Source organism: Brevibacillus sp. HB2.2 (genome assembly GCF_013284275.1).
In the GTDB taxonomy this organism is placed as follows: Bacteria; Bacillota; Bacilli; order Brevibacillales; family Brevibacillaceae; genus Brevibacillus; species Brevibacillus brevis_D.
The window spans coordinates 108,518-121,723 of sequence record NZ_JABSUV010000003.1 but is presented as its reverse complement, the minus strand read 5'-3'; the positions used below and the strand labels follow the sequence as shown (position 1 = coordinate 121,723).

Here is a 13,206-nt window from a genome sequence, read left to right as displayed (position 1 = left end):
ATGCGTCATGCTGTCGTTTTTGAAAAACATGTTTGAGAAGAAGCCGCAGATCAAGGAACGGCTTCCTTTTTACGATATTGTCTGCCCGTACTGCTTCGCGAAATACGGACCGGACCAAGTTGTCTTTCGTGCCACGCATTATCGCCAGGACGACGAAGACTACGCGTTGCAGGAGGATGAGATTCTCAATGCGTATCGGGATAAATTCGGACTGGATGCCATCGATGAGCTAGAAGCGGTGATCGATCCGGAATCCATCCCGTCGGAAAACCATTTGTACGTCGATAACGTCCTTGCAGGTGTGACTGACCGGTATGGCATGGTTTCCAAGCGCAGACTGTGCCCGAAATGCCACAACGAGCTGCCGATTACGGCAGGGAAAGCGCCGAGCAACATTATTTCGATTGTCGGGGCGTCTCAGGTCGGTAAGTCCGTGTACATGACCTCACTGATCCATACCTTGCAAAACACGACAGCGAATCACTTTGATGCCGCGTGTATGCCGCTCAATGCGCAGATTAGCCGCAAGTTTCGAGAGAACTATGAGGCACCCTTGTTTGAGCGCGGACAGCTGCTTGATTCCACGCAAAAAGAAAAGCGTCAGGAGCCATTCATCTTCCAATTCATTTTCAAGGATAGCGACAAGGCACCATTGATCCTTGTGTTTTTCGACGTAGCAGGCGAGGGAATGGTCGACCGCGAGTATTTGGAGCTGTATGCGGCGCATGTGAAAAACTCGTCTGGCATTCTGTTCCTGGTCGATCCGCTGCAAATCAAAACCATTCGCGATCGGGTCATGCTGCAAGCTGGGGATGAGCCAGGGGAATTCACGGCAAGGTACGACGAGCCGCGTGAGGTTGTCATTACGCTGTTTGAGAATTTCATCGGCTATCAGGAGCAGAGCAAAACCCATATTCCGACCGCTGTCGTGTTGACGAAGAGCGACATGCTGCATCTGATCAAAGAAGACGATGGTGAATACATCAAGTCCAACAGCAATGTTTTCCGCAATTTTGTCCATGAACAATATTTAAATACGGCTGAATTTGAGAACATCGATGGAGAAATCCGCCGATTCATTGAAAAGGTAGATAGACCGTTTAAAGACGCGTTGGATGTTTACTTTACGAATACGGCCTATTTCGCTGTATCTGCGCTGGGGAGCAATCCAGTCAATCAAAGGGTAAGTGGTGTCGTGACGCCGATTCGCGTCGACGAACCGTTTATTTGGTTGATGCACCAGCTTGATTACATCGAGGGGAGGGAGCGGTAGTGAGCAACCGTCAGCCCATTTTGCAGCAGTACTACACCCGCGGGCGACAAGGGGTTTTCCGTTCGAACGAAGGATACGATACTGTCGCCAAAACGCCAGGGCTGGATAACCAATTCATCAAGAAGACGCTCCATCCGTTTTGCGTGTACGATGCGCCGCGACAGCTTCAAGAGCGGGCGGAAAGCAATCTGTCTCTCTTTCCGGAGGCGCTTGTTAGCTTCCAAGCCGAATCAGGAGAGATGGTTCTCGGTAGAAGTGTATTTGTCGGAGCGGACTTTACTGGGCAGCGCAATACATTTTTCAGCCACAACTATGTCATTCCGGTAGAGCGTCGAGATGAGTTTATCAAGAATCCGAGCAAGATCTTCGGAGTCCGTACTTTTGCAGATCGTCACGACGATGCAGCGGGTAAGGAGCTTCCTACCGTCGATGACATCCCTTCAGAAAAAGGCTTGCCGCAAGACCGAAAACAGCTACTCGGACAGTTGGGTGTCGATGAGCGTTTATTCAAACAGCTCCTCTTTGCGGTGATGTCCTCGCTCGCAGCGAAAAAGAAGGTGTTCATCAGCCTAGATGTGGATATTAGTGCCTCATCCAAGAGTGCTGCTCACTTGTTGGAGATTTTGTACAGTTGTCTGCCTTATGAGATGCGCAGACATTTTGGTTTTCTCACTTTTAGCAACGAGCCACAGAGCAAGAAGCATATCCACGTCACGTTTGTGGAAAAAGGAAGCCTACGCCCAGGCGGGGGGCACAGCGACAAAGACTTTTTGTTTGACTTCTCCCTTGGTCGCGTTCAAAACGTCGATTTGCAGGACGGAGGACACGAATACCTCGACTTTGCCTGGGAGTATGTCAATGAGCCACGGCTTCTGGATGCCTTCCACGATTTTTGTGAGGATGTGCTGGCTGGAGCAGACCATGCACTAGCCTTGAACCTTCGCACGTACTATGAGCTGTGCGCACTGTATTTAATTGAAAAGGGACGAACGTCCGTGTATGAGAGCAAGCGGGCGGGCGTTTGGCAGGCATTGAACAGCTATTTGGGGCACAGTAGCTTGACCCGCAAGAAACGGCTGATCGAGCTTCAGGAAATGCTGATGCGGATCGAAATAGAGGCGCTTTCGTCCAAACGGCTGCCCGACGGCGAGACGATTAAGCAAATAATTGAATCCTACCGGGTCACCAAGCAGGAACGCCTGCAAATGGATTTGATCCGCTTCCTGATGGACGTGTTGATGAAGGCCAAGACCGCAAGACAGAGTAGCTACGTGGCAGAGGTGTACAAGCATTTGTCCAGCAACCGGGAGCTGTTTGGCTTCATGATGCGGACGATTTTCGGCTATCCGCAGTTGGTGAAGCCGCTTTTTGAGGATTATATGACTGAGCGGGTATCCGCCGTGACCAGCTTGGACCAGATGCTAAAGGAAATCCGGTTTTGGTCAGAAACAGAACCGCAAGCGATACGCAATGCCGTCTTTATTGCTACGACAACAGAAAAAGTATTGCGTCTCTTTGCAAGGGAACGTCAAAAGCTAGCTGCCGCCATTACCATCCACCAGTTCTTTGAAAACATCGATGGGGCACGTGGCTATGCCGATGAGCTGTTGGATGAGCTGGACAAGTCCTTGATGAAGCTCGTCGCGCTAGACACGCTATCCAAGGATGATTTCCAGGTTCTCATCGCCCTCTTAGAGGAGAAGCCACAGAGCTTTTTCGGAACGCTGGATATGGAGAGTCGCCACAAGCAAGAAATGCTCATGAATCTGGCGAAGCTGCATGAAGAGAGAAGCACGACACATCCGGCAGAGTTTTTCCGAAAATGGGATCGGGAAGCGATTTCTGTGCAACAAAGAATGATCCAGAATATGTTGAGTAAACCACTCCATGCAGACGAGTTCCCACAGGTCCCACTGGTCTTTTACAGGGAAGATCATTTTGGTCAGGAAGGATTCCAGTTTGCAGAATTGCTAGGATATGTTCAGCAAAATGGTGGGGAAGCCGTTACATTGTCTTTTATCCAATGGACGATGAGCCAGCGGATGTTTTTCGAAGGGAAGTATTTGCTGCCTGCATACAGACAAGCATTGAAGGTCTTTTTCCTTGAAGAGAAAGGCAGGAGATTGCGGGATAAAGAATGGCGAAAACGGTGGTATGCGATCCGAAATGCTGATTTCCGCAAGCTTTTGGACGAGGTACGCAGCGAAACAGCCAATCCGCTCGTGAAGCTGTTTCGGCACAAAGCTACGGTGATATCCAGCGCAGTTGTCTTGCTAGGTGCTGGAGCGTGGGGAGGCTATATGGTTTGGGGAGGTACGAGTACGCACGTACAGCCACCTGAAACACAGCCAGAACCGACTCGCCCACCGGCTGTGTTCGTGCCAGTTTATCGGTTGATGGTGGACGAGCCTGACATCCAACCTGTCCATGGTGTTATTAGGGAGCGAAGCCAAGATGCATCTACGGGTGGACCGCCTGTTCAAACAACGACACCCTAAGATAATAGAAGGCCAACGCGGTCTGCTCGGGTAGGAGCGACCGCGTATTTTGGGGGTCTTTTTTGTACAAGAAGACGCCTTGATTATATATTGACAAATATTTTTATTTGTGGTATAATTAAATATTTTATTGTTGAAAAAACTCCTCGCTCCGTGATAAAAAGTAGTTGTGCGATAAAAAGGTGTGAGGAGGAATAGGGTATGGAAGCGAACACAGGTGTGAAAATGATTCCGCTACAAGGAGAGGCATTTGGCAAGCCGATGGTGATCTATCCCACCTTGCTTTGGGATGATGACCGAGCGGTATTGGTAGATACAGGAATGCCGGGTTCATGGGAGATCATTCGTCAGGAAATGAGCCGCGCTGGCATACCACCTGAGCGTTTACAGGCTATCATTTTGACACATCAGGACCTTGATCATATCGGCAGTCTTCCAGAAATCGTTCGTGAGCTTGGCGGACAGGTTGAAATATACGCGCACGAGCTGGATCAGCCGTACATCGAAGGCACACGCCCACTCCTCAAAGCAGACCCCAAAAACATGGCTCCTTTACTTGCGATGTTGCCTGAAAAGGAGCGCGAGTACTTGCAATGGCTTTGCGAAAATCCGCCCAAGGCAATGGTGCACAAGACACTGGCAGACGCAGAGATTCTGCCGTATTGTGGGGGAATCCGCATCATTCATACTCCCGGACATACGCCGGGGCATATCAGCTTATATGTACAAGATAGCAAGACCTTAATAGCAGGAGATGCTATGGTGTACATGAACGAAGCACTGCGAGGACCGATTCCGCAAAACACTCTCGATATGGAAATGGCAGTAAACTCATTAAAAAAGTTTGAGAACTTGGAAATTACTAGCATCATTTGTTATCATGGAGGCATGTGCCAAAACAACGTGCAAGAGCAGCTCTATGCTCTGCTACGGTGAAGTAGTTACCTGATCCTGCAATATGTGGATATAAGAAGCGTGGAGGACACCAGAGCTGGAGTAATCCCTATGGTGTCTTTTCTCATTTTATCCCTGTAACGTCTTTTGCGCTGTTTGCTCGACCTTGGAATGGGAGACTGGTGCATCTGGAGAGGTTTTGTAGTACTTTTCCAGCGACTTATCTGAGCCTGTCCAACGAGCCAATGCAGCGAGCACAGCAAACATGCCTTTTTGCAGGAAACGCGGAATGATCGGGAGGTAAAACTCCCCCATCTGAAAGATCGTTCCCAAGAGGAGAATATTTTTCGGGATATTTTGCTTGATAAACGGCAAATAAAAGCTGCGCCCGTCTGTGTCGAGCCCGTATCCACAGCGGACAAATGCTTCAAAAGTACCTGCCGGACGGATTTCGACATGGAAGCTGACGAATTCGTTAGAGGGATTGTGGAACCCATGAACCTTGTCCGTCGGTATGTTTAGCTTCTCTCCCGGCTTCAGGATTACTTTTTTTCCATCGATGGTTACCTCTAAATTTCCAATTACACCTTCAAAGGTTTCGACAAGTTTTGTATGATAGTGTAGAAAAATCCCATTATCCGGTGGGAGATCGGTACGAAATAACAAATATTCGCCATTCGTTTCTTCCGTTGTCTTTAAAAAGGTGACCACTTCGTTATTGTGCGGGTTGCTTACACTGCGACTTAGATTTGACAAAACTATACCTCCTTGAAAAATAGTAAAAAGAGATTATATTAAGACAGAATATAGATTAAATATAGATTATTTGTTCCGGGTCAACAATTAGAAAGATAGGATGTTCTACCTAAAGATGGAGTGGATAGTATGAGCGGCATGATCGTGGTTCCAGGTTATAGGGTGGCAGAGTTTCTTTCCACTCATTCAAAATTGGGAATTTATCGGGGTTACAGAAATAACGACAATCTCCCTGTCTTATTCAAAGTACCGATGGAAGGGCCTTCCCATAAGGAATCTCTGTGGAAACTGAAGCATGAATATCGCATTCTTCAATCATTGGAATCCCATGCAGTGGAAACGATCATCGAACTGGTTAATCACAACCGTGAGACGGTAATGATTACGGAAGATTTCGGGGGAGTGCCGCTCTCCTTGCTTATGAAAATGAAAGGACTGTCACTGAAGGAGATGCTCTTCCTTGCAGTCCGCATGGCTTCCTGTTTGAAGGAAATCCATCAGCACGGAATCATTCATAAGGATGTAAATTCCGATCATATCCTGGTTCATCCTGAAACCTATGAGGTAAAGCTTGGTAGCTTTGGGTTGGCGACGAAATCCCACCAAGAATACCAAAGTGTGATGAATCCAAAAGAATGGAAGGGAAATCTTCGTTACGTGTCGCCGGAGCAGACGGGGAGAATGAATCGCACCGTCGATTACCGTTCCGATATTTATTCTTTTGGTGTCACGCTCTACGAGTTATTGACGGGAAAGCTGCCCTTTTTAACTTCGGACATGCTTGAACTCATACATGCTCATATGGCGAGAAAGCCGCTCGCTCCCTCTAGTGTAAAACCATCCGTTCCAGAGATTCTATCGGACATTGTGATGAAGTGTCTGTCAAAAAATACAGAGGATCGCTACTTTAGCATGTCTGGCTTACTGGCAGACCTGCAGCGCTGCTATGACCAGCTTGAACAAAACGGTTTGATTACGCCTTTTCCGCTTGCTTTAGAAGATCGTGCTGATCACTTGCGGATTCCAGAGAGGCTGTATGGACGTGAGCAAGAAATCCAGATGCTTATCGATGCATTTGAGCAAGTCACGAAAGGCGCTACGAGGATGGTTCTTCTCAGTGGATCTCCCGGTGTGGGTAAGTCTGCCCTCGTGCTGGAAGCGCAAAAAGCGTTTTTGAGCGGCCGGGGACGTTTTGTTTCAGGAAAGTTCGATCAATATAATCAGGCCGTTCCGTATTCGGCCCTCATTCAAATCTTTCAGGATTTGATCAAGCAGTTATTGGCAGGCCACGAACGCGAGCTGCTTGCTTGGCGAGAGATGATACTCGACGCCATGCAAGGCCTTGGTCAAGTGATCGTGGATGTCATTCCACAGCTTGAAGCAGTGATTGGCAAGCAGCCTGCCGTACCTGAGCTGCCTGCAGCAGAAGCAAAAAATCGTTTTCAATGGGTGATGCAACGCTTTATTCGGATTTGGGCGCGTCCAGAGCATCCACTCGTCTTGTTCCTGGATGATTTGCAGTGGGCGGATTCTTCTTCGCTTTTCCTGATCCGAGAGTTGATTGCAGATAGGCAGATCAGTCATTTTCTATTGATTTGCGCTTATCGTGAGCATGATGGCAGTATGATGAATCCGTTGATTGCCATTTTGACAGAGACAGGCATCAAGAGCCGCATTTTGCGCCAATTCACGTTATTGCCGCTTCGAGAACACGAATTCAATGCGTTAGTAGCAGATACATTGCATAGCGATACGGACATGACGAAGCCGCTGGTTACGATTATTATGCAAAAAACAGCCGGGAATCCGTTTTATGTAAGGGAATTCATTAAGACGCTGTATGATCGGAACTTGTTGTGGTATGGAAGAGAAGAGCGGAACTGGCAATGGGATTTGGTCGAAATCGAGAAGCTGGGTACAACGGAAAATGTGGCCGATCTTCTCGTAGAAAAAATGAGAAGACTGCCTGATTCTACTCAGCAGCAGCTCGCTTATGCTGCTTGTCTGGGCAATTCGTTTTTGCTTCATTTGATAGCCAAGTCACGGAATCAAACGGAGTCAGAAGCCATTCAGCATATATCGCCTGCGATTGAGGAAGGTCTCATCTATCCGATTGAAGGAGCGGAATATCTGACATACGCTGCGCTCGTGGAAGAAGAAGTGGCGTCTCAGATGAGGATTCGTTTCCGTTTTGTGCATGATCGAATTCAACAGGCCGCCTATTCGTTGTTAGCAGAGGCAGAGCGCGGTCAGATTCACGTCAAGCTGGGCAGAATGATGTGGGAAATGTCCCAAGGGAGCGAATCTGGCTTCCTGTTCGAAATTTGCGATCATATGTATCGGGGCAAAGAGATACTGGAGGATCAAGCGGAGCGCATGCATGTAGCGCATTGTCATTTGCTCGCTGGACAAAAAGCGAAATCCTCTGCGGCATTTGAGTCAGCCTTGCAGTATTTCCACCGCGGTCTCGAGCTGGTGGGGGAAGAGGGCTGGCAGCACAATCATGATCTGACCATGGAGCTGTGTGCGTTGTCTGCGGAGACGACGTACCTCTGTAACCAATTGGATGAGGCAAAACAATTGTTTGAACGCGGGATGCAGCATGCCAAAACAGACCGGGAACGCGTTCGCATTTTGGAAATGGAAATTCGCATGTATACACGACTGGCTGAATTTCCGCGTGTCATGGAGATCGCAAGCGAAGCCTTGGGGTTATTGGGCGTACCGATTCCGAAAAAGCCTGGCAAGCTCGATATCATTATGGAAATGTTTCATATCAAGCGACGCCTCAAAGGCAGAAAAATAGATGAGTTGCTGTATTTGCCGGATGTTCCCGATGAAAATTATCAGATGGCGATGAGCATCATCAGCTACGCTGGTCCATCTGCTTACTATGTCAATCTCAATTGGTTTGCTTTAACGATTTTGCGTGCCCTTCATCTGTCACTCGTGCACGGAAACGCAGTCGCTTCGGCAAATGGTTATACCGGTTACGGGATCGTACAAGCTGCTCAATTCGGAAATTATCGAGAGGCTTATGAATTTGGACAATTGGCTTGCCGTGTAGCAGACAGCTTCGCCGATCCGATTGCCATGACGAAGGCGTATGGCGCGTTTGCCCTACTGATCAATCACTGGTGCGAGCATGCGCGGACGAACATCCCTCTCCTGAAAAAAGCGATTCAGCTCGGCTTGGACGGCGGAGGAAACATTTATGCTGCCTACAATGCCCATGGGCTTTTGGAGGCTATGCTCTATTGTGGTGTGCCAGTAGAAGAATTGGAGCAGCAAATCGAGGAATACAGCGATATGATTCAACAAATCAAGGTCGTTGATCACGATGACCGGCTCCTGTTATTGCGCCAGGCGCTGCATACTTTTACAAGGTGGACGGACAATGAACGAACGGCGTTTTGCCATGATGGCTTTGATGAAGTTGCCTATGTAAGCAACCTGCAAAAAGAAGGAAACAGCTACAAACGGTACATGTACCACTACTATAAATCGATGGTTCACCTCATGTACGGGAACCACCTGGAGGCAGCCCAGCTGCTGGCTGAAGCGGAGCAATGGATGGATTCAGTCAGCGGACAAGTACTTGTTAGCCAGCAAGTTTTTATGCAAACACTGGCATTGACGGGGCTCTATGAGAACGCCAACGGACAGGAAAAATCGAGGTATGGGAAAAAAATCAAAGCAAATCTCAAAAAGATGAAGACGTGGGCAAACGAATGCCCGGAAAATTTTCAGCACAAGTGGTTGCTGATGCATGCTGAGTGGCTCCGTGTCACAGAGCATAAACAAGAAGCGGGTCCTTTTTATGAACAGGCGGTTCAACTCGCCAAAAAGGATGTTTTCTTGCAAAACGAGGCAATGGCAAATGAATTGGCTGCCCAGCATTACTTGGCACTTGGAATGGAAACGATTGCGAAGGCATACATGACGGAGGCCCACGAGGTTTACATGCTATGGGGAGCGGTCGCCAAGGCACGAGAGATTGGGGAACGGTACCCTTATCTTTTGCAACGGGTTAGAAGCTTGGGGGCTTCCGCTGAGATTGCTACGACTGACCAGACAGCAGATCTCGTCGATTTAATGAGTGTTATCAAAGCGTCGCAAACGATTGCTAGCGAGCTCCGCTTGGAAATGCTGTTGGCGACGATGCTGCGCACGGTGATGAGCAATGCAGGTGCGGAGAAAGGAATCCTCCTGCTGAAAAAAGATGGTGACTGGCTCATCGAAGCAGCAGGCTCTGTCGATTTGGACGTGGAGATTATGCAGTCTGTCCCGTATGAGCATAGTGGGATGCTCTCTGTCGCTGTCGTGAATTACACGATTCGTACAGAAGAGATGCTGGTGCTCCACAACGCTTCGGTTGAAGGCGTCTTTTTCCGTGATACGTACATTGCGAAGCACCAGCCGAAATCGATTCTATGCTCCCCGCTATGGCAGCAAGGGAAAATGATCGGTGTCATTTATTTGGAGAACAACGAGACGACACATGTGTTCAACGAAAAACGCTCAGAGCCGCTCAGGCTGATCTTCTCGCAAATTGCAATCTTTATTGAAAATGCGAGACTGTATCATCAATTGGAGCAATGGAATCAGTCCTTGGAAAAGATTGTGACAGAGCGTACCAATGAGATTCAGGCACTTTTGCAGGCGAATAAAAATCTGTTAAATAATGCTGGACAAGGCTTCCTTTCTTTTTCCAAGAACCTGCTGGTCCATTCTGAATACAGTCGGGAATGTCTGCGGATTTTTGGGAGAGAACTGGCTGGAGTTTCGGTTGCAGAGCTCCTATACCCAGATCGTCCAGAGGACAGCGTGTTCATTGAATCTCTTTTGGAAAAGTACTTTGAAGCAAAAGACCAAGGGCAAAAAGAGCTGTATCTCAGCCTCTTTCCTACGGAAGTCCAGATCAATCAAATGCCGTTGAAGCTGGCATGTAAGCCGATTTATGAAGATCGGCGAGATTCGCCAGAGGGCTTGATGCTGATTCTGACTGATATGAGTGAGCAGCGTGCGCTCAAATCAAAGATGGAGCGAGAATGGCAAAGGTTGAATATGGTCGTAACGGTAGCGATTAGTCTTCCGCTCTTCCAAAAGGTACTGCGAGCTTTTAACGCTTTCGTTGAGGAGGGGTGGAAGCAGATCCTCGGAGGAGAGATGGCGGAATCCGAGAAGCTATTCAAATTGGTCGCTCAGATTCATCAGTTTAAAGGTGACTTCAGCCAATTACACCTGATTCATACACCACAAAAGCTGCATGATTTGGAGTCGTGGTTGATTCAATGGGCAAAGTCCGAGGAACGCCTGTCCGACGAGGATGTGCGTGCCCACCAGTCATTCGCAGAGGTTCAAGCTGCGATGCAACAGGATTTGTCGATCATGCAGCACAAGCTCGGGGTCGGATTCCTGGATCATAACGAGCATGTGCACACCATTGCAAAAGAGCGGTGGGAAAGCTTCGAGCACGAGATTACCAGTCTGGTACAGGGGGAAGCTCAGCAGGAGCTGCTCCACCGCATCCGCAAGCTGCGTTATCGTCCCATGAAGGACATGTTGTCCCGTTATGAAGATTATGTAAGCGAGCTCGCTATCCGTCTAAATAAGACCATCGATCCGGTCGAATGGGATGTGGAAGAAGTACTGGTCGATCCGGAGCGATTCGAGAATTTTGCGAGGAGCCTGATTCACGTATTCAACAATGCCATTGATCATGGAATGGAAGAAGAGCAAGAACGATTAGCATGCGGAAAAGAACGCAGCGGCAAGATTCAATGCCGCATTTGGCAAGAGGATACTTCCCTGTGCGTCACGATTCGTGATGATGGGCGTGGCGGAGATAGGGAAAAGCTGAAGCTGGCATTGGCTGAGGATGCCACGGTTCAAGAACATGCAAGTCTCGTATCGGGCAGAGGAATTGGCCTGTCCATTGTCAAACAAGAGGTTGAGCAGTTGGGAGGAACCCTCCAGGTTCATACCCAAAAAGGAGAAGGGACCCGCTTTACCTTCCGAATCCCGTTGGAAGAAATTCACTAGATCCATAGAAAAACTGAGGCGACAGTGCCTCAGTTTTTTGTTTGATCGACTAAAGAGAATTCGTAATGGAAGCCAAAAGCCGTTCTTCATCGATCGGTTTTAGAATGTAATGGCGCGCTCCAGCGTTGATTGCTTCAAAAACGAGCGGCTTTAATCCGTTGGTGCTGACCATAATGATGTTGGCGTCGGGGAAGGTGCCGATGATTTTTTTGACAGTCTCTATGCCATTCATTCCTGGCATATTGATATCCATCGTCACCACATCGGGGAGGTGGTCCGTATATTTTTGATAGGCGTCCAATCCATTCGTCGCTTCTGCAATGACTTGATGGCCCGCCCGTTCCAAAATGATTTTCATGTAATCTCGTACTACAAGGGAGTCGTCTGCTATCAGTATACGAGCCATAAAGCCTCCTGTTTCGAAACGGTTAGTTAACCTTAGTAAGTGAGCAGTCTAATTTTACCATAACACTTATAGGAAAAATGTCGCAATCATTTGATCATAAAAAGTGTGCAAACATACAAAAAAACAAACGAATTCCAGTTTTGATGAAACTGGATTCGTTTGTTTAGCTTTTCCAGATGGGTCATGTATTCGGTTAGCAAAAGCAATCTGGCTTGCCAGGAGCATCATGATAGGCGAGCAAGGCATTGACCCCATGACTTAAGATAGCACCGGAACGTGTCACTGCGGCAACGAGTAGAGCCTCCATAATTTCCTCCATGGTGCCGCCCAGTTCTTTATACTTTTTGACGTGAACATCGATGCAATAAGGGCAGCCAGTCACGTGAGCGACCACAATGGCAATCAACTCTTTCGTTTTGACCGGAAGCTGGTGGGATTGCTGGTAGATTTGCCGCTCGAAAGAAAAATAAGAAGCGGCAGCGTCAGGCGCCAATTTCATCAATTCTGGGATATGCGACAAATTTGTTGATTCATAATACGAACGTGCTTTTGACATGAAACATCCTCTCCCTTTTCATGGGTAGTCACTACGACTTTATTGTAGAGAGAGAAAATGGTTGCTTCTGTAACTTACTCACCAATCTCACCAATCACTAGGAAAAAGTTTTTCCTGGAGGGCATCACGGCGAATAGCTGTGATTCGGCCTCGGCCTAACTGAAGCCACCCGGCTTTTTCAAACTCCTTGAGTGACCGACTGATTACCTCTCGGGCAGTTCCGAGTTCTATGGCAATCGCTTCATGGGTGATGGAAAGATGATTGTGAGAATCTGTGGTACGACGGAGCAATAATTCGGCGATGCGGGCGTTGATCGGTTTAAACGCGATATCCTCGACCAGAGATGTGACGGAGACCATTCGGTTGATCATGTTCCGGTAAATAAACTGACGCAAGTCCTTATAGTGATCCATCCAGTCTTTGAAAACATCTACAGGCAAAAGCAGCAGCTCGGTTTCCTCTTCTAGCTGTGCGGATGCTTCATAGCCCGTCTCACCTAAAATACTGGCCATCATGAGGACGCAGACTCCCCCGCGTTGTACCCGATATAACGTAACCTCACGTCCTGACTCGCTGATGATATAGATGCGGACCTTGCCTGACAATACAAAAGCGGCATGGGCAAACAGATGACCCTGCTGCATCGTAAGCTGGGGAGAAAAGCGTTCCACTGTTATGTCAGGATGGCGCCATGCGGCTTCTGGAACAAAGGAAAAGCACGGAAAAGCATTCGTCACAAGTTGGATTCGATTCAAGTCCATTGTTTTACCCTCCGCG

The 13,206-nt window shown here is 48.2% G+C and carries 8 protein-coding genes; 4 read left to right on the top strand and 4 right to left on the bottom strand.

The window, feature by feature from the left end:
• The first annotated feature begins 7 nt into the window (after window positions 1-7).
• From HP401_RS03130 to HP401_RS03120, 3 genes are all read left to right on the top strand, one after another.
• A complete protein-coding gene (locus HP401_RS03130; RefSeq protein ID WP_173604025.1) occupies window positions 8-1,273 on the top strand; it encodes a TRAFAC clade GTPase domain-containing protein in 1,266 nt (421 codons plus the stop codon).
• A complete protein-coding gene (locus HP401_RS03125; RefSeq protein WP_173604024.1) occupies window positions 1,273-3,771 on the top strand; it encodes a GAP1-N2 domain-containing protein in 2,499 nt (832 codons plus the stop codon). The genes HP401_RS03130 and HP401_RS03125 overlap by 1 nt, the downstream gene beginning before the upstream one ends.
• Window positions 3,772-3,972: 201 nt before the next feature.
• Window positions 3,973-4,707, top strand: coding sequence for an MBL fold metallo-hydrolase (locus HP401_RS03120; RefSeq protein ID WP_173604023.1), 735 nt, complete (start codon window positions 3,973-3,975; stop codon window positions 4,705-4,707).
• Between the two features lie 87 nt (window positions 4,708-4,794).
• Here the strand turns inward: HP401_RS03120 and HP401_RS03115 are convergent, their stop codons facing one another.
• Window positions 4,795-5,421 (bottom strand): cupin domain-containing protein, encoded by a 627-nt coding sequence (locus HP401_RS03115; protein WP_173604022.1) that lies wholly within the window; start codon window positions 5,419-5,421, stop codon window positions 4,795-4,797.
• Between the two features lie 129 nt (window positions 5,422-5,550).
• Between HP401_RS03115 and HP401_RS03110 the strand changes: the two genes are divergently transcribed.
• Window positions 5,551-11,466 carry an AAA family ATPase gene (locus HP401_RS03110; RefSeq protein WP_173604021.1) on the top strand — a complete coding sequence of 1,972 codons (5,916 nt, stop codon included), beginning with the start codon at window positions 5,551-5,553 and terminating at the stop codon, window positions 11,464-11,466.
• A gap of 49 nt (window positions 11,467-11,515) precedes the next feature.
• On the opposite strand, the gene HP401_RS03105 is transcribed toward HP401_RS03110, so the two are convergent.
• From HP401_RS03105 to HP401_RS03095, 3 genes are all read right to left on the bottom strand, one after another.
• Window positions 11,516-11,872: a response regulator gene (locus HP401_RS03105; RefSeq protein ID WP_015893868.1), complete on the bottom strand. Its 357-nt coding sequence runs from the start codon at window positions 11,870-11,872 to the stop codon at window positions 11,516-11,518.
• Between the two features lie 193 nt (window positions 11,873-12,065).
• Window positions 12,066-12,428, bottom strand: a complete 363-nt coding sequence (locus HP401_RS03100; protein ID WP_173604020.1) for a carboxymuconolactone decarboxylase family protein — start codon at window positions 12,426-12,428, stop codon at window positions 12,066-12,068.
• A gap of 87 nt (window positions 12,429-12,515) precedes the next feature.
• The gene (locus HP401_RS03095; protein ID WP_015893866.1) at window positions 12,516-13,190 is read right to left on the bottom strand and encodes a Crp/Fnr family transcriptional regulator; all 675 of its coding nucleotides are present in this window, start codon (window positions 13,188-13,190) and stop codon (window positions 12,516-12,518) included.
• Window positions 13,191-13,206 lie beyond the last annotated feature (16 nt).